This is a genomic window from Vibrio sp. RC586, from assembly GCF_000176715.1.
GTDB lineage: Bacteria > Pseudomonadota > Gammaproteobacteria > Enterobacterales > Vibrionaceae > Vibrio.
This window is the reverse complement of record NZ_ADBD01000005.1, coordinates 86,161-102,764: the sequence shown is the minus strand read 5'-3', so window position 1 is coordinate 102,764 and position 16,604 is coordinate 86,161. Positions and strand designations below refer to the sequence as shown.

Annotated in this window: 18 protein-coding genes; 17 read left to right on the top strand and 1 reads right to left on the bottom strand. The window is 48.3% G+C overall.

Annotation, left to right across the window (positions count from 1 at the left end):
* Positions 1–84 precede the first annotated feature (84 nt).
* The 7 genes from kefG (at position 85) to motX (ending at position 6,800) form a co-directional block, all read left to right on the top strand.
* A complete protein-coding gene (gene kefG / locus VOA_RS15025) occupies positions 85–675 on the top strand; it encodes a glutathione-regulated potassium-efflux system ancillary protein KefG (protein ID WP_001245309.1) in 591 nt (196 codons plus the stop codon).
* The gene (gene kefB / locus VOA_RS15030) at positions 656–2,458 is read left to right on the top strand and encodes a glutathione-regulated potassium-efflux system protein KefB (RefSeq protein ID WP_000188328.1); all 1,803 of its coding nucleotides are present in this window, start codon (positions 656–658) and stop codon (positions 2,456–2,458) included. Before kefG ends, kefB begins: the two co-directional genes overlap by 20 nt.
* A gap of 9 nt (positions 2,459–2,467) precedes the next feature.
* Positions 2,468–2,668, top strand: a complete 201-nt coding sequence (locus VOA_RS15035) for a YheV family putative zinc ribbon protein (protein ID WP_000810613.1) — start codon at positions 2,468–2,470, stop codon at positions 2,666–2,668.
* A gap of 91 nt (positions 2,669–2,759) precedes the next feature.
* Positions 2,760–3,371, top strand: coding sequence for a peptidylprolyl isomerase (gene slyD / locus VOA_RS15040; RefSeq protein ID WP_000687669.1), 612 nt, complete (start codon positions 2,760–2,762; stop codon positions 3,369–3,371).
* A gap of 165 nt (positions 3,372–3,536) precedes the next feature.
* Complete coding sequence (locus VOA_RS15045; RefSeq protein ID WP_000193338.1) at positions 3,537–4,517, top strand: isoaspartyl peptidase/L-asparaginase family protein; 981 nt, start codon at positions 3,537–3,539, stop codon at positions 4,515–4,517.
* Positions 4,518–4,658: 141 nt separating this feature from the next.
* Positions 4,659–5,957, top strand: a complete 1,299-nt coding sequence (locus VOA_RS15050) for an adenylosuccinate synthase (RefSeq protein WP_000527938.1) — start codon at positions 4,659–4,661, stop codon at positions 5,955–5,957.
* Positions 5,958–6,164: 207 nt separating this feature from the next.
* Positions 6,165–6,800 (top strand): flagellar protein MotX, encoded by a 636-nt coding sequence (gene motX, locus VOA_RS15055; protein WP_001883957.1) that lies wholly within the window; start codon positions 6,165–6,167, stop codon positions 6,798–6,800.
* 40 nt (positions 6,801–6,840) lie between these two features.
* On the opposite strand, the gene VOA_RS15060 is transcribed toward motX, so the two are convergent.
* Positions 6,841–8,670 carry a DUF3413 domain-containing protein gene (locus VOA_RS15060; RefSeq protein WP_000925720.1) on the bottom strand — a complete coding sequence of 610 codons (1,830 nt, stop codon included), beginning with the start codon at positions 8,668–8,670 and terminating at the stop codon, positions 6,841–6,843.
* A gap of 182 nt (positions 8,671–8,852) precedes the next feature.
* Between VOA_RS15060 and rnr the strand changes: the two genes are divergently transcribed.
* The 10 genes from rnr to rpsC all read left to right on the top strand — a co-directional run bounded on the left by rnr (position 8,853) and on the right by rpsC (position 16,595).
* A complete protein-coding gene (rnr, locus tag VOA_RS15065) occupies positions 8,853–11,318 on the top strand; it encodes a ribonuclease R (RefSeq protein WP_001285870.1) in 2,466 nt (821 codons plus the stop codon).
* 7 nt (positions 11,319–11,325) lie between these two features.
* A complete protein-coding gene (rlmB, locus tag VOA_RS15070) occupies positions 11,326–12,066 on the top strand; it encodes a 23S rRNA (guanosine(2251)-2'-O)-methyltransferase RlmB (RefSeq protein ID WP_000064144.1) in 741 nt (246 codons plus the stop codon).
* A gap of 448 nt (positions 12,067–12,514) precedes the next feature.
* Positions 12,515–12,826: a 30S ribosomal protein S10 gene (gene rpsJ / locus VOA_RS15075; RefSeq protein ID WP_001181007.1), complete on the top strand. Its 312-nt coding sequence runs from the start codon at positions 12,515–12,517 to the stop codon at positions 12,824–12,826.
* A 14-nt stretch (positions 12,827–12,840) separates the two neighbouring features.
* A complete protein-coding gene (gene rplC, locus VOA_RS15080) occupies positions 12,841–13,470 on the top strand; it encodes a 50S ribosomal protein L3 (protein ID WP_000579660.1) in 630 nt (209 codons plus the stop codon).
* 16 nt (positions 13,471–13,486) lie between these two features.
* The gene (gene rplD, locus VOA_RS15085) at positions 13,487–14,089 is read left to right on the top strand and encodes a 50S ribosomal protein L4 (protein ID WP_000422344.1); all 603 of its coding nucleotides are present in this window, start codon (positions 13,487–13,489) and stop codon (positions 14,087–14,089) included.
* Complete coding sequence (gene rplW / locus VOA_RS15090; RefSeq protein WP_000617540.1) at positions 14,086–14,388, top strand: 50S ribosomal protein L23; 303 nt, start codon at positions 14,086–14,088, stop codon at positions 14,386–14,388. The genes rplD and rplW overlap by 4 nt, the downstream gene beginning before the upstream one ends.
* A gap of 16 nt (positions 14,389–14,404) precedes the next feature.
* The gene (gene rplB, locus VOA_RS15095) at positions 14,405–15,229 is read left to right on the top strand and encodes a 50S ribosomal protein L2 (protein WP_001018909.1); all 825 of its coding nucleotides are present in this window, start codon (positions 14,405–14,407) and stop codon (positions 15,227–15,229) included.
* 20 nt (positions 15,230–15,249) lie between these two features.
* Complete coding sequence (gene rpsS / locus VOA_RS15100) at positions 15,250–15,528, top strand: 30S ribosomal protein S19 (protein ID WP_001138114.1); 279 nt, start codon at positions 15,250–15,252, stop codon at positions 15,526–15,528.
* 10 nt (positions 15,529–15,538) lie between these two features.
* Positions 15,539–15,871 carry a 50S ribosomal protein L22 gene (rplV, locus tag VOA_RS15105; RefSeq protein WP_000387269.1) on the top strand — a complete coding sequence of 111 codons (333 nt, stop codon included), beginning with the start codon at positions 15,539–15,541 and terminating at the stop codon, positions 15,869–15,871.
* Positions 15,872–15,890: 19 nt separating this feature from the next.
* Positions 15,891–16,595 carry a 30S ribosomal protein S3 gene (gene rpsC / locus VOA_RS15110; protein WP_000529941.1) on the top strand — a complete coding sequence of 235 codons (705 nt, stop codon included), beginning with the start codon at positions 15,891–15,893 and terminating at the stop codon, positions 16,593–16,595.
* The last annotated feature ends 9 nt before the right edge of the window (positions 16,596–16,604 follow it).

Genomic DNA, 16,604 nt, shown 5'->3' with positions numbered 1-16,604 from the left:
TAGTAGGAGGAATAAGGATAAATGTCGATCATTATACAAATTGGGTTATGATGCTTAGTAACGGATTAGTAACAAATCAGCGGAGTGCGCAACTTGGTCAACCGAGAGCAAACGAAAGCCAAAGTGCTGGTGGTGTATGCGCACCCCGATCCACAACACTCCGTTGCCAATCAGGTGATGATTGAACACATTGCAGATTTAGAGCATGTTTCGATTGTTGACCTCTATGCCACTTACCCCAATTTCTTTATTGATGTGCACGCTGAGCAGCAACGCTTGCGTGAGCATGATGTGTTGGTGTTGCAACATCCCCTCTATATGTATTCCTGCCCTGCGCTCTTGAAAGAGTGGATCGATCGCGTGCTGAGTAAAGGCTTCGCCTTCGGTAAACAAAGCGAGCTAAAAGGGAAACTTTGGCGCAGCGTGATCACTACGGGTGGCAATCACACCGCTTATGATCAACGCGGTTATAACCGTTATCCGCTCAATGAAATCCTGCAGCCGTTTGAACTCAGTGCCGCTTTGTGTCAGATGGATTGGGTAGAGCCTTTGGTGCTCTACTGGTCACGCAACATCAGTGATGAAGAGCGTGAGCAGCATGCGCGGCGCTATCGGCAATGGTTACAAGAGGTCGCCCACTGGCAAGGAGAGCCCTATGACGCCACTGACCAGTGATTTTCTCAGTAGCAGCGTGGTGTTTCTGGCTGCCGCGGTGATTGCAGTACCTATTGCACAGCGGGCGGGCTTAGGAACCGTATTGGGTTATTTGCTCGCAGGCGTTGCGATTGGTCCATGGGGATTGGGCTTAATCCGCGATGTGGAAGCGATTATGCACTTTGCCGAATTTGGTGTGGTGCTGCTGCTGTTTTTGATTGGTTTAGAGCTGAACCCGAAAAAATTGTGGAATCTGCGTGGACCTATTTTAGGTTTGGGTGGTGCGCAGGTAGTGGTGACGACCGCTGTGTTGGCCAGCGTAGCGCATTTATTGGGGTTGAGTTGGCAAAGCGCATTAGTGATAGGTATGGGGCTAGCCCTTTCTTCCACCGCGATTGCCCTGCGTGTTATCGAAGAGCATGAATTGACACGCACTGAGGCCGGTCAATCTGGATTTGCGGTGTTGCTGTTTCAAGATATAGCGGTGATTCCCATGTTGGCTTTGCTGCCGATCCTCGCAGGTAACAGCAGTGGCGATTGGCTGAGTGCATTGTGGATGATGGGCGGGATCGCAGCTTTATTGCTGGGCGGGCATTTTTTACTGAACCCACTGTTTCGTTACATCGCATTAAGTGGCGTGCGCGAACTGTTTACTGTCGCGGCTTTGCTCTTGGTGGTAGGTATCGCGTTGCTGATGCAAAAGGTTGGCCTTTCGATGGCGCTAGGCACTTTTTTAGCTGGGGTGATCCTCGCAGAAAGCGAGTTTCGCCACGAATTGGAAATCGCTATCGATCCCTTCAAAGGACTGCTGCTTGGGCTGTTTTTTATCTCGGTGGGTATGGCGGTGGATGTGGGTCTGTTACTCGTCAAGCCGCTGAAGATTATGCTAGCTGTGTTGGGTTTGGTCATCATCAAAGGGTTGATCTTATATTTGCTGGCTCGGCTTTCTGGCACGGTTGCGAAAGCACGCAGCAAAATGGCGGCGATTTTAAGCCAAGGAGGAGAGTTCGCCTTCGTGATCTTCACTGCCGCTAACACGGAAGGCTTGTTGAACCATGCACAAGTCTCCTTTTTGTTGGTGGTTGTCAGTTTATCTATGGTTACCACTCCTTTATTACTTAGTGCTCAAAAGCACTGGTTTGCCCGCCAACTCAATACGGAAGAAGTCCCACTCACGCCAGATGTAGAAAACAAAGAGCCGCGAGTGATCATCGTTGGCTTTGGTCGTTTTGGGCAGATTGTCGGCCGCTTGCTGTACGCCAATAAAATCAAAGTCACTATTTTGGAAAGCGATGCCAGCCAAGTGCGTTTGTTGCGTAAGTATGGCTATAAAGTTTTCTATGGTGATGCGAGTAACCTTGAGTTACTGCGTGCTGCTGGTATAGAGCAAGCCGAAGCTTTGGTGATTTGTACTGATGACCCAGAGCAAGTGATTAAAATTGTTGAGCAGTGTCAGCACCATTTTCCTAAGCTCAAACTGTTGGCACGAGCTCGAAGCCGAGTGGAGGCGTACCAGTTATTGAGCCTTGGTGTGCAAAACTACACTCGAGAAACCTTTTTAAGTGCGTTGGATTTGGGGCGCAAAGCCCTCATCCAGTTGGGAATGCATCCTTATCAAGCGAAGCGTGCTGAAGAACATTTTCATCGCTTAGATAAAGCCATGCTCAAAGAGTTGCTACCGCAACACAATGAAGATAAACAACTCGAACTGCGCGCCAAAGAAGCACGCACTGAACTTGAAGAGATTTTCAACCGTGAGATGGACAGTGACCAACTCTCACGTCGATATTGGGAAAAGGAGTAGTACAATCTCGTGAAACAGAAAAAACGTTTTATAGCCGGAGCAACCTGTCCTCAGTGTAAAACTGCAGATGGATTGCAATGGTGGATGGAGAACAGCATCGAACTGGTAGAGTGTGTTGAATGTGGGTTTCATGAACAGCGTAAACCTAAATCCGTTGAGCAGAGTCAGCATGCCAATCAACAGATGATCGGGATTTTTAAGCCAGAGTAATTGAGTTTCTGCGCATGATCTTCATAATATCGGCAACATTCCTCTCTTGGTTCGTATTTGACGGCGAAGAGACAACCTCCCTGGAGCAGTTATGAAAATTGAAAAAAACACGGTAGCAAGTCTTGCTTACCAATTGACTATCGAAGATGGCGTGGTAGTGGATCAGTCTACGGTTGATGCACCGCTGGATTACCTGCACGGTCACAACAACCTGATCACAGGTCTTGAGCGTGAGCTGGAAGGCAAAGTGGCTGGCGATAAATTCACAGTAACGATCGCACCGGAAGATGCGTACGGTGAGCACAACGAAGATCTTGTGCAACGTGTTCCTGCTGAAGTGTTCCAAGGTGTTGATGAGCTAGAAGTAGGTATGCGTTTCCTGGCGGATACTGACCAAGGCCCAATCCCAGTTGAAATCACTGAAGTTGACGGTGATGAAGTTGTGGTTGATGGTAACCACATGCTGGCTGGCCAATCACTGACTTTCACCGTTGAAGTGGTCGCTGTTCGTGCAGCAACAGAAGAAGAAATGGCTCACGGCCATATCCACCAAGGTGGTGGCTGCTGTGGTGGTCACGAGCACGACCACGACCATGATCATGAAGGCGGTTGCTGCGGTGGCGAAGGCCACGGTCACGAACATCATGGTCACGGAAAAAAAGAAGGCGGCTGCTGTGGCGGCGGTAGCTGTGGTTCTCACTAATTAGTGAATCCATTAATGACTAAGTAATACGCTATTCGCGTACTACGTTTGGTTTGAAAAGCGCTAACCGCGATCCGGTTAGCGCTTTTTTATTGCTGATTCAGGCACTATACGCCAATCATCTAAAAGCAATTAAGTGGTTAACTCCGCTGGAGAAAAGAAGTTATGACACAGCCTTTTGCGATTGCCATTCATGGTGGTGCAGGCACGATTTTGCGCGAGCAGATGAGTGAGTCTCTGCGCACGGAGATCCTGAATACCTTAGAGCTGGCCGTGCGAGCCGGGCATCAATTGCTGACACAAGGTGCGGATGCATTGGATGCAGTCGTTGCTGCGGTGACGGTATTGGAGGATTCTCCTCTGTTTAATGCAGGCAAAGGATCGGTACTGACGCACAATGAAATGGTGGAGATGGATGCCTCGGTGATGCATGGTGCAGCCCGAGAGGCTGGAGCGATTGCTGGCGTGCGCCACATTAAAAACCCGATTCAACTCGCGCGCGATGTGCTGCGTCATAGTGAGCATGTTTTTTTGATCGGCGAAGGGGCAGAGCAGTTTGCCTTCCAACAAGGCCATGTGTACACCGAGCAAGACTATTTCTTCACTGAACGCCGTTATGAACAGTTGCAAAACATGAAGCAGCAAGCTCGCTTTGCGCTTTCAGAAGCGTCCTATCAATCTGACGCCGCCAAGCAAGAGTCACCAAGTGAATATCCCGATGATAAGAAATTTGGCACGGTAGGCGCGGTGGCGCTGGATCAACAAGGTAATTTAGCGGCGGCAACCAGCACCGGCGGGATCACCAACAAGCGTTTTGGACGGGTGGGGGATTCCCCCGTGATCGGAGCTGGAACCATCGCTGAAAACGGCAATGTTGCCATCTCATGTACAGGAATGGGGGAGTATTTCATTCGTTATGCTGTGGCTGGGGATGTGGCGGCGCGAATGCGCTATCTAAAAGAAGATGTACACACGGCTTGTGAAACTGTGGTGCAAGGTGAACTAAAAACTGTGGGTGGCGAAGGCGGGATAATTGCTATCGACAAGCAGGGGGATATTCACTTTGCCATGAACAGCTCTGGGATGTACCGCGCCTGTATTGATCGCCATGGGCAATTCAGCGTGAAAATTTACGCTGACGAATAAGCGATTCTTAATTATCGTTTGCTAATAACCGAATGGATTTTCAAGGTCGTTTTATATGAAATTTTCATGCTTAAAAAATGACTGCAAGGATTCAAATTCGGTGCTAGAATCCTTTTTTAACTAGCAATCAGACTTGGAAAGATGGGTAATAACGTAGTCGTTCTTGGCACCCAATGGGGTGACGAAGGTAAAGGTAAAATCGTAGACCTTTTAACTGAAGATGCAAAATACGTGGTTCGCTACCAAGGCGGACATAACGCAGGTCACACTCTAGTAATCGACGGTCAAAAAACCGTTCTTCACTTAATTCCATCCGGTATTCTTCGCAACAACGTGAAATGTATCATCGGTAACGGTGTGGTACTTTCACCAGAAGCATTGCTTAAAGAAATGTCTGGTCTTGAAGATCGTGGTGTTCCTGTTCGTGAGCGTCTTTTCATTTCTGAAGCTTGTCCTCTGATCCTGCCATACCATGTTGCTCTTGACCAAGCGCGCGAAGCTGCTCGTGGCAAGAAAGCAATTGGTACGACTGGTCGTGGTATCGGTCCTGCGTACGAAGATAAAGTAGCTCGTCGTGGTCTGCGTGTTGGCGACCTGTTCGATATGGCCTCTTTTGCTGAGAAACTGCAAGAAGTGATGGCATTCCATAACTTCCAACTTGAGCACTTCTACAAAGTAGAACCAGTAAGCTACGAAGCGGTACTGGAGCAGGCTAAAGGTTATGCAGAGCTGCTGACTTCTATGGTTATCGATGTGACTAACGAGCTAGATGCAGCGCGTAAGCGTGGCGATAAAATCATGTTCGAAGGCGCGCAAGGTACACTGCTGGATATCGACCACGGTACTTACCCATACGTAACGTCTTCAAACACCACTGCGGGTGGTGTTGCTGCGGGTTCTGGTTTCGGTCCTCGTCACCTAGGTTACATTCTCGGTATCGCGAAAGCGTACTGTACTCGTGTTGGTGCCGGTCCATTCCCAACTGAACTGTTTGACGAAGTGGGTGAACACTTAGGCGTTAAAGGTCACGAGTTTGGTGCAACTACGGGTCGTAAGCGTCGTTGTGGCTGGTTTGATGCAGTGGCGATGCGCCGTGCAATTCAAATCAACTCAGTAACTGGCTTCTGTCTGACGAAACTGGATGTTCTTGATGGTCTGAAAGAGATCAAGATCTGTACTGGTTACCAAATGCCAGATGGTTCAATTGCTGAAGTTTCACCAATGGCAGCTGACGCGTTTGAAAATGTGACGCCAATTTACGAAACTATGCCTGGTTGGTCTGAAACAACTTTCGGTGCCAAAACTCTGGCTGAACTGCCACAGACAGCACTGGATTACATCAAGCGCATTGAAGAGCTGACTGGCGTTCCTGTAGACATCATTTCTACTGGTCCAGACCGCAACGAAACGATCATCAAAGTTCACCCATTCAGCGCGTGATCTTGAGATGAAAAATAGTAAGCCGACTCACTGAGTCGGCTTTTTTTTGCCATACTGTTGGTGGTATTTTGTTCGTCTGTGGCAAAAAATTGCCGCAAAAGGGTAAATGAGCCTAAAGCGATGGCATTCAATGCCGATATAGAAAGCAAACCGGGTCAGAGTGCAATGTGGCACGCGATGGCTGCGGTGTTGTGTAAGAGTGCAGGTATGAAGCTACGAACGGTAGCCGCTTCCTTATTGCTTGCATGGCACTCCTCGTACAATCCTGCTTATGCAGCGGATCTAGGAGAGCCAGTGCCTATCTATTCGGAAGCTGAGCTAATCAAACTGATTGAAGAAAATAAACATCTTGAGCGCGTAAAAGCCGATAATTGCCAGATCGTGGAAGACATTGTCGCGCGTGCTACGCGTATCAGTCTGCCCTCGTATGAATTCCTGTATGGTGACATGCTGGCGTGGGGCGTGTGTGTGGATCAGGATGTCGAGCTTGGTCTCTATTATATGGAGAATGCGGCGCACCAAGGACTACCAGCTGCACTTGAGCAGCTTGGGCGTTATTACTCACGTGGCACGTTAGTACAACAAGATAAAGAACGCGCGATCCCATATCTGCGTGAAGCCGCTGCAATGGGTAACCTGAATGCACGCATTCAGTTGGCTGAACTGTTACTGCGTGATTACGGTAGTCCGCTGGATTATGAAGATGCGTATCGTTGGTTATATAACTCGGTAACCGCTGATCAGCGTACTCACAACCGTATCGCACTTCTTCGTCAGGGGTTAGAACGCCGTATGCCGGAGAACATTATCGCGCGAGCAAAACGTCGAGAAACGTTCTGGTAAATTGTCTTTACCAGAACGCAGATTTCTCGTGTAAAAGTTATTAGCGTAAAAACTGACGCATATCCTGCAGTGCTTGCATAATCTGCTGACTGGAGATTTGTCGCTCCTTCTCAGGCATCAGGTTGGCACTTAAGGCTTCAACTCGGCCACTCGGGTAACTGACCAACATCTCCTTATCGCTCACCAATGCATAGTTAAAGTAACTGCCGATAATCGTCCACTCTCTCTGCGGACTTGCTTGCCAAAGCGGATACCCTAACGCAAATTCATTCATCGGGTTTTGTACTCCTAACACTTCTTGCATCAGCATAGGTGCCACATCAAGGTGCGTGGTTTTATGGGTGAGCACAGTACCTTCTTTCTCTGGAATATAGATATACAGCGGTACGTGAATTTGCGCCATGCTGTAGTTACTGCCATGCCCCCAATAATTCTGTTGATTGTCATTAAACTCCTCACCATGGTCAGAAGTAATGATCACGATCGTATTGTTCAGCTCATTGCGGGCTTTCAGCTCATTGAGCACTTTACCGATCAATGAATCTGCGTAATAGACCGCGTTGCGATAGCGGTTACGATAGGGCTCAGGATCAAAACTGTTGTTGAGTTTGATGTGATCGACGCGTTCCCAATAAGGAGTAAACGGCGGTGTCATAGTGGATGGAAAATCTGCCGCATGCGCTGAATCGTAAAACAGAAACCCGAAGTAAGGCTGCTGGCGATCCCGCTGATTGAGAAAGCTGAGAAAATCTTCGGTAATCCGTTCATCGCGTTGCGGTGGTGTTTCACCCGGTGTCACTGTGCGTAGTTGTGGGATTTTGCTAAAGATCGTCCGATCAAAAGGCGGACTGTTTAAAGGTGCCGAGCTGTAAATCGCAAATTGATAATTGAGATCGGCGAGTGCCTGCATCAATTGAGGACGAGTCTGACTACTTTGAAACTCTTCCCAATAAGTGGCTGGCAAACCATAAAATAGACTGAATAGCCCAGCTTGAGTCGAGTTGCCACCACTTAAATGATGGGTAAAGCGAGTTGCACTTTGACCAAAATTCGCAATGTTTGGAGTAACTTCACGATTGGCATCATCAAAACGCCAAGCATCAATGCCAATCACCAAAATGTTCGGGCGCTGTGCGGGTGGCTCAATGCGCAGTGGGCGCAGAGGGTAGTTTAAAGCGCTACTGGTTGGGGCATGAAAATCCACTTGTTGACTGCGAGCTGCTTGTGCATCGACGACACCCAGTTGATCGAAAAAGCGCTTAGCTGTCAAAGGATAATAGAGCGGCCAGTGGTAACTGTAGCTTGGGATTTCACTGTCATAAGTGGCATCTTTCCAAGCATGAAGCATCTGGCTGCTGATCAGAGCCAGTAGCCACAGGCCGCAGGCCATTCCAATTAAGCGTGAACGTTGTACATGGTGTGCCAGTTTCATCACTAGCCACTGCGCGAGAGCAACTATCATCACGATCAAGCTTGCCATCACTAGGGTGTACCAAGACACGCTGATGACCTGCTCGCCACCATGCAGCAGTAGATCCCACACAAAGCCACTGAGATGGAAACGGTATTGTTGGTAGACCTCAATATCGACCAACAGCAAAATACTGACGATCCAAGACACCAAAAAGACAGCGCCATGCAACAATCGACTTGGTAGCCAGACCAAGGCGAGTGTGCTGAGGGTAATCGCAAAGGCGAATAAGCCAAACCAGCCAAACTGAGTGGTCAAAAGATAAGTATAAGCCGTCGTGTTGCCAGCACTGACCTCCATCCATTTCAGATAAGGCAGACCTAATACACTCAATAAAACGGCGTTCAAAATAAAGTGACTAAAAAGCCACTGTATATTCTTTTTTATCATCAATAACATGTGGAATCCCCGTATCAGATGGGATTGGTTGGACAGCAAAATCGTTGCAAATAATAACTTAAAAGTTGACTCAAGTCACATTACCTAGAATGATGAACTGGTTCTGTGCGTTGTCATTAGTTGTTAGTAGTGACAAAGCAGTAGGATATAACTAACACCTTCCTAGATAAGCAGGTCTGCCTATGTCTGATACCACACATCTTGATCCTTTCGCTGATCGCGAAGCCGACAATTATGACAATCCAATTCCGAGTCGTGAGTACATTCTCGAATTTTTAACCCAAGCCAATGTTCCCATGAATCGCAACGATCTGTTCGAAGCCCTGAAACTCGAGGGTGAAGAGCAATATGAAGGGTTGCGTCGCCGCTTACGAGCAATGGAACGAGATGGCCAACTGGTGTTCACACGCCGCCAATGCTACGCCTTGCCAGAAAAATTAGAAATGGTGAAAGGCTATGTGATTGGCCACAAAGATGGCCATGGCTGGGTACGTCCAGAAGGAAGCCTCAATAAAGAAGGCGATATCCTGTTACCTCATCATCAGATGCGTACGCTAATCCATGGCGATTATGTATTAGTGCAACCAAGCGGTACCGATAAACGTGGCCGCAAAGAGGGGCGTCTGGTACGCATTTTAGAAGAGCGCAATGGCCAAATTGTTGGGCGTTTCTTCTTTGAATATGGTTATTCCTACGTGGTGCCGGATGACTCACGTATTCACCATGACATTTTGATCCCGAATGACTTACGTGCCGGAGCACGCATGGGCAATGTGGTGGTGATTGAAATTACTGATCGTGGCACGCGCAATCGCGGCATGATGGGTAAAGTGGTTGAAGTACTTGGCGAAAATATGGCGCCGGGTATGGAAACACAAATTGCTATTCGCACTCACCAAATTCCTCATGAATGGCCAGCAGAAGTTGAACAACAAGTTGCTGGGCTAGGTGAAGAAGTGCCTGAAGAAGCCAAGCAAGGTCGTGTCGATCTGCGTGCTTTGCCATTGGTGACTATTGATGGTGAAGATGCCCGCGACTTCGATGATGCAGTTTATTGTGAAGCGAAAAAAGGGGGCGGCTGGCGTTTATGGGTGGCGATTGCCGATGTGAGTTATTACGTACGACCTGATACGGCTCTGGATAAAGAGGCGATCAATCGCGGTAATTCGGTTTACTTCCCATCGCAAGTTGTCCCAATGCTGCCTGAAGTGCTGTCGAACGGCCTCTGTTCACTCAACCCACAAGTGGATCGCTTGTGTATGGTGTGTGAAATGACGGTATCGGAAACGGGTAAACTTTCTGGCTACAAGCATTATGAAGCGGTGATGAACTCACACGCTCGTCTGACTTACACCAAAGTGCACGAAATCCTCGAAGGGGATGAAGAGCTGCGTGAGCGCTATAAAGCGCTGGTTCCGCATCTTGAAGAGCTGCATAGAATGTATCAAGTGCTCAAAGGCGCGCGTGATGAGCGTGGCGCGATTGAGTTTGAAACCGTCGAAACCAAATTCATCTTCAATGCTGAGCGTAAAATTGAAAGCATTGAGCCGGTGATCCGTAACGATGCTCACAAGCTGATTGAAGAGTGTATGATCCTCGCCAACATCGCTTCTGCTTCTTTGGTGGAGAAAGCCAAAGAAGCGGCGTTGTACCGCGTGCATGAGCCGCCAGGTGAAGAACGTTTAACGGGCTTCCGTGATTTCCTCGGTGAGTTAGGGCTGGATCTCTCTGGTGGACTTGAGCCGTCACCGACCGATTACGCGAATCTGATGAAACAAATCGGCGAGCGTCCGGACAAAGAACTGATCCAAACCATGCTGCTGCGTTCCATGAAGCAAGCGGTGTATAACGCGGATAACGCAGGTCACTTTGGCTTGGCGTTGAAACGCTACGCGCACTTTACGTCGCCAATCCGTCGTTATCCGGATTTGCTGCTGCATCGAGCGATCAAATACTTGATTGCTAAGCATGAAGGGCATAACCAAGACCGTTGGACGCCAACAGGCGGTTATCACTACTCCTTTGACGACATGGATTTCTACGGTGAGCAGTGTTCTATGACTGAGCGCCGAGCCGATGATGCAACGCGCGAAGTGTCTGACTGGCTCAAATGTGAGTACATGCAAGATCATGTGGGGGAAGAGCTTGAAGGTGTGGTCGCTAACGTGACCAGTTTCGGTTTCTTCGTACGCCTGACTGAACTGCATATTGATGGTCTGGTGCACATTTCCACTCTGGCCAACGATTACTACCACTATGACCCAATTGGTCAACGTTTGGTTGGTGAAAGTTTTGGTGCTATCTACCGTCTTGGTGATGCCGTGAAAGTTAAAGTGTTGGCGGTAAACCTTGATGATCGCCAAATTGACTTTGAATTGGTTGAAACAAGTCGTAAGCTACGCGGCCAAGGTAAAACGGCTAAGAAACGTGCCGAAGAAGCCCGAGCGAAAGCACAAGGTAAAAAAGAAGCAGCAACCAAAGGTGGCCGTGGCAAAGCACCTGCGAAGTCAGAGGCGAAACCTCAGGTAGAAGCGACACGCCACCCAGATGGCGAAGGTCGGAGTAAACCGAAAAAGACTAAAGCGCCGAAAAAACGCAAAGACCAAGCTCGTAAGAAAACCACTAAAGCACGAGACAAAACCAAATAGGTAAAACATGAGTAACGAATTGATTTATGGCATCCACGCAGTGAACGCGGTGTTACAACGCGATCCAGCGCGTTTTGTCGAAGCGTATGTGCTAAAAGGTCGTCAGGATGATCGCCTGCTACCTGTGCTCAATGAATTGATGCGCCTCGGTGTTTCAATTCAAGAGATGAGCCGCAAAGCGCTGGATGACAAAGCGGAAGGCGCAAACCATCAAGGACTGATTGCCCGTGTTAAACCCGCTCGCCAACTCAATGAAAATGATCTTGACGATATTCTCGCTCAGCATGAACAGCCATTACTGTTGGTGCTAGATGGAGTCACTGATCCACACAACTTAGGCGCTTGCCTGCGTAATGCAGACGCTGCAGGGGTGGCGGCCGTCATTGTCCCGAAAGACAAGTCGGCACCAATGACGGCAACCGTGAGTAAAGTGGCGTGTGGCGCGGCAGAAACCGTACCGCTTGTCCGTGTCACCAACTTAGCGCGCACAATGCGTGCGTTGCAAGAAAAGGGCGTATGGTTTGTTGGTACCGCCGGTGAAGCGACTCATGACATCTACCAAAGCAAACTGACTGGGCCTCTGGCTATCGTGATGGGCGCAGAAGGGGATGGTATGCGTCGCCTAACCCGTGAGACGTGTGATGGACTGATTAAGATCCCGATGGCCGGGAGTGTATCCAGCCTCAACGTTTCAGTAGCTTGTGGTATCTGCTTGTTTGAAGCAGTGCGTCAGCGCATGGCTAATTAATAAGCTTACGGTGTATACCTCTGATAGCGGGCACGAAAGTGCCCGTTTATTTTTATCTTCTCCCAGCCTTATCTATTTCTTCTACAATCTTTCCCGCTACAGCGGAAATTAGATTTAATTCCGTTTATTTTTCAGACATCCCTTGCAACTGAAACTGTGATCGGTATAATGCCCCGCACTGGTTAAGCCAGTTGTGAACCAATGAGCAGCGAGGAGCTGACCCATCTTATTGATAGGTTAGGTAATGTATACTCAGCTTATGTTCGCAGTTAATAAAAATTTAGCTTTCAACTATCTCGCGATAGTTCAGGTTAATCACCTATTAGCTGACAATGCGTCCTAATCTTGGATGCTACGGTTTCACATAAATCAATCGGCATTCACTCGTTTTGACGGGTTTGAGTGGCGATATTGTTTGTGTAATTTTTTAATATTGGAGCTCTGTCTCATGCAGAACCAACGTATCCGTATCCGCCTGAAAGCTTTCGATTACAAACTGATCGATGCTTCTACAGCGGAAATCGTTGAAACAGCTAAGCGCACTGGCGCACAGGTTCGTGGTCCAATCCCACTGCCAACTCGTAAAGAGCGTTTCACTGTTCTTATCTCTCCACACGTTAACAAAGATGCTCGTGATCAGTACGAAATCCGTACTCACAAACGTCTAATCGACATCGTTGAACCAACAGACAAAACTGTTGATGCTCTGATGCGTCTAGACCTTGCTGCGGGCGTTGACGTACAAATTAGCCTAGGTTAAGGGAGATTAGAAGAATGATTGGTCTAATCGGTCGTAAAGTGGGCATGACCCGCGTATTTACTGAAGACGGCGTTTCTATCCCAGTAACTGTTGTTGAAGTTGAAGCAAACCGTGTTTCTCAAGTGAAAACTCTTGAAACTGACGGCTACGCTGCAATCCAAGTAACTGCTGGTTCTAAGAAAGCTAACCGTGTTACTAAGCCAGAAGCTGGTCACTTCGCGAAAGCGGGTGTAGAAGCTGGTCGCGGTCTTTGGGAATTCCGTTTGGAAAACGGTGAAGAGTTTGCAGTAGGTTCTGAACTGACTGTTGAACTGTTCAACGAAGTAAAAAAAGTAGACGTTACTGGTACATCTAAGGGTAAAGGTTTCCAAGGCGCTGTTAAGCGTTGGAACTTCCGTACTCAAGATATGACTCACGGTAACTCATTGTCTCACCGTGCACCGGGTTCAATTGGCCAATGTCAAACTCCAGGTCGCGTGTTCAAAGGCAAAAAAATGGCAGGTCACATGGGGGCTGAGCGTGTAACGACTCAAAACCTAGAGATCGTACGTGTTGACGCTGAGCGCAATCTGCTTCTTATTAAAGGTGCAGTCCCAGGCGCAACTGGCGGTAACGTGATCGTCAAACCAGCTGTTAAAGCGTAACGTCTAGGAGTAAGTAATGGAATTGATGGTTAAAGGTGCTAACGCACTAACTGTTTCCGAAACTACTTTCGGACGTGAGTTCAACGAAGCTCTTGTACACCAAGTAGTTGTTGCTTATGCAGCAGGTGCTCGTCAAGGTACTCGTGCTCAAAAGACACGTTCAGAAGTTTCTGGCGGTGGCGCTAAGCCATGGCGTCAAAAAGGTACTGGCCGTGCACGTGCTGGTACAATCCGTAGCCCAATCTGGCGTACAGGTGGTGTTACTTTTGCTGCGAAACCACAAGATCACAGCCAAAAAGTAAACAAAAAAATGTACCGTGGTGCTATGAAGAGCATTCTGTCTGAGCTAGTTCGTCAAGAGCGTTTGATCGTTGTTGAAAACTTCTCTGTTGAAGCTCCAAAGACCAAAGCTCTGGTAGCTAAGCTAAAAGAACTTGAGCTGAACGATGTTCTCATCGTTACTGGCGAAGTAGACGAGAATCTGTTCTTAGCTGCTCGTAACCTGTACAAAGTTGACGTGCGTGACGTAACTGGTATCGACCCAGTAAGCCTGATCGCATTTGACAAGGTTCTTATGACTGCTGCTGCAGTTAAGCAAGTTGAGGAGATGCTGGCATGATCCGTGAAGAGCGTCTACTAAAAGTTCTACGTGCTCCGCACATCTCTGAAAAAGCAACTATGTCTGCTGAGAAAGCGAACACTATCGTTTTCAAAGTAGCAAAAGATGCAACTAAGAAAGAGATCAAAGCAGCTGTAGAAAAGCTATTTGAAGTTGAAGTTAAGTCTGTAAATACCCTGATCATCAAGGGTAAGACCAAGCGTCAAGGTCTGCGCCAAGGCCGTCGTTCAGACGTGAAAAAAGCGTACGTGACTTTGAATGAAGGTCAAGATCTTGACTTCGTTGGCGGCGCGGAATAACAGGAGTAGTTGAAAAATGGCTATTGTTAAATGTAAGCCGACTTCGGCTGGTCGTCGTCACGTTGTTAAAGTTGTTAACGCTGACCTGCACAAGGGTAAGCCATACGCCCCTCTTCTAGAGAAAAACTCTAAGAACGGTGGTCGTAACAACAACGGTCGTATCACAGTACGTCACATCGGTGGTGGCCACAAGCAACACTACCGTTTGGTTGACTTCAAACGTACTAAAGACGGTATCCCAGCGAAAGTTGAGCGTCTAGAATACGATCCAAACCGTAGCGCAAACATCGCTCTAGTTCTGTACGCAGACGGTGAGCGTCGTTACATCATTGCACCTAAAGGTCTGCGTGCTGGTGACGTTATCCAATCTGGCCCTGATGCGCCGATTAAAGCGGGTAACGCAATGCCGATGCGCAACATCCCAGTTGGTTCAACTATCCACAACGTTGAATTGACTCCAGGAAAAGGTGCACAGCTAGCTCGTTCTGCTGGTGCGTACGCGCAACTAGTAGCTCGTGACGGTGCTTATGTAACTATCCGTCTACGTTCTGGTGAAATGCGTAAAGTGCTGTCTGAAGGCCGTGCAACTATCGGTGAAGTAGGCAACGCTGAGCACATGCTGCGTGAACTAGGTAAAGCTGGTGCAGCGCGCTGGCGTGGTGTTCGTCCAACCGTTCGCGGTGTGGTAATGAACCCGGTTGATCACCCACATGGTGGTGGTGAAGGCCGTACTTCTGGTGGTCGTCACCCAGTATCTCCTTGGGGCGTTCCAACCAAAGGCTACAAGACACGTAGTAACAAACGCACTGACAAGTACATCGTACGTCGTCGTAATAAGTAATCTATTTAAGAGGATAAGCCATGCCACGTTCTCTCAAGAAAGGTCCATTTATTGACCTACACTTGCTGAAGAAGGTAGAGAAAGCGGTGGAAAGCGGAGACAAAAAGCCTATTAAGACTTGGTCCCGTCGTTCAATGATCATTCCAACAATGATCGGTTTGACCATCGCTGTCCATAATGGTCGTCAACACGTTCCAGTTTTCGTAACTGACGAGATGATCGGTCACAAATTGGGCGAATTTGCACCTACTCGTACTTACCGCGGTCACGCTGCGGATAAGAAAGCTAAGAAGAAATAAGGGGTAAATAATGGAAGCTATCGCTAAACATAACTTTGCTCGTATTTCTCCTCAGAAAGCTCGCTTAGTTGCAGACCAAATCCGCGGTAAATCTGTGGATCAAGCGCTAGAACTTCTGACCTTCAGCAACAAAAAAGCGGCTGAACTGGTTAAGAAAGTTCTGGAATCTGCAATCGCGAACGCAGAGCACAACGAAGGTGCAGACATCGACGATCTACGTGTCGCTAAAATCTTCGTAGATGAGGGCCCAGTCATGAAGCGTATTATGCCTCGTGCTAAAGGCCGTGCGGATCGTATCTTGAAGCGTTCAAGCCACATTACTGTGGTTGTCGCAGATCGCTAAGAGACTAGGAGAGTAAGCAATGGGTCAGAAAGTACATCCAAATGGTATTCGTCTAGGCATCGTTAAGCCTTGGAATGCTACATGGTTTGCTAACACCAAAGATTTCGCTGACAACCTAGACGGCGACTTCAAGGTACGTCAATACCTGTCTAAGGAATTGGCAAACGCGTCTCTGTCACGCATCGTTATCGAACGTCCTGCGAAAAGCATCCGTGTGACTATTCACACTGCTCGTCCAGGTGTTGTTATCGGTAAGAAAGGCGAAGACGTTGAAAAACTGCGTGCAGCAGTAGCAAAAATTGCTGGCGTACCAGCGCAAATCAACATCGCTGAAGTACGTAAGCCAGAGCTGGATGGTCAGCTAGTGGCTGATAGCATCGCGTCTCAACTAGAGCGTCGCGTAATGTTCCGTCGTGCTATGAAGCGCGCAGTACAAAACGCAATGCGCCTAGGCGCTAAAGGTATCAAAGTGGAAGTAAGCGGTCGTTTAGGCGGCGCTGAAATCGCTCGTTCAGAGTGGTACCGTGAAGGTCGTGTACCTCTACACACTCTGCGTGCTGACATTGATTACGCAACTTCTTCGGCTCACACCACCTACGGTGTAATCGGCGTTAAAGTCTGGATCTTCAAAGGTGAGATCCTAGGCGGTATGCCAGCAGCAACTGAAGCTGCAGAGCCAAAGGCTGACAAGCCTAACAAGAAGCCGCGTAAAGGCCGTAAGTAAGGAGTCGAC

What these genes read in the sequence shown, in the direction of transcription:
- rplW (WP_000617540.1), top strand. Translation starts at nt 14,086, where the DNA reads ATGATCCGTGAAGAGCGTCTACTAAAAGTTCTACGTGCTCCGCACATC.
- rpsJ (WP_001181007.1), top strand. Translation starts at nt 12,515, where the DNA reads ATGCAGAACCAACGTATCCGTATCCGCCTGAAAGCTTTCGATTACAAA.
- rplV (WP_000387269.1), top strand. Translation starts at nt 15,539, where the DNA reads ATGGAAGCTATCGCTAAACATAACTTTGCTCGTATTTCTCCTCAGAAA.
- VOA_RS15060 (WP_000925720.1), bottom strand. Translation starts at nt 8,670, where the DNA reads ATGTTATTGATGATAAAAAAGAATATACAGTGGCTTTTTAGTCACTTT.
- rplB (WP_001018909.1), top strand. Translation starts at nt 14,405, where the DNA reads ATGGCTATTGTTAAATGTAAGCCGACTTCGGCTGGTCGTCGTCACGTT.
- slyD (WP_000687669.1), top strand. Translation starts at nt 2,760, where the DNA reads ATGAAAATTGAAAAAAACACGGTAGCAAGTCTTGCTTACCAATTGACT.
- VOA_RS15050 (WP_000527938.1), top strand. Translation starts at nt 4,659, where the DNA reads ATGGGTAATAACGTAGTCGTTCTTGGCACCCAATGGGGTGACGAAGGT.
- rplC (WP_000579660.1), top strand. Translation starts at nt 12,841, where the DNA reads ATGATTGGTCTAATCGGTCGTAAAGTGGGCATGACCCGCGTATTTACT.
- rplD (WP_000422344.1), top strand. Translation starts at nt 13,487, where the DNA reads ATGGAATTGATGGTTAAAGGTGCTAACGCACTAACTGTTTCCGAAACT.
- VOA_RS15045 (WP_000193338.1), top strand. Translation starts at nt 3,537, where the DNA reads ATGACACAGCCTTTTGCGATTGCCATTCATGGTGGTGCAGGCACGATT.
- rlmB (WP_000064144.1), top strand. Translation starts at nt 11,326, where the DNA reads ATGAGTAACGAATTGATTTATGGCATCCACGCAGTGAACGCGGTGTTA.
- rpsS (WP_001138114.1), top strand. Translation starts at nt 15,250, where the DNA reads ATGCCACGTTCTCTCAAGAAAGGTCCATTTATTGACCTACACTTGCTG.
- rnr (WP_001285870.1), top strand. Translation starts at nt 8,853, where the DNA reads ATGTCTGATACCACACATCTTGATCCTTTCGCTGATCGCGAAGCCGAC.
- kefB (WP_000188328.1), top strand. Translation starts at nt 656, where the DNA reads ATGACGCCACTGACCAGTGATTTTCTCAGTAGCAGCGTGGTGTTTCTG.
- rpsC (WP_000529941.1), top strand. Translation starts at nt 15,891, where the DNA reads ATGGGTCAGAAAGTACATCCAAATGGTATTCGTCTAGGCATCGTTAAG.
- motX (WP_001883957.1), top strand. Translation starts at nt 6,165, where the DNA reads ATGAAGCTACGAACGGTAGCCGCTTCCTTATTGCTTGCATGGCACTCC.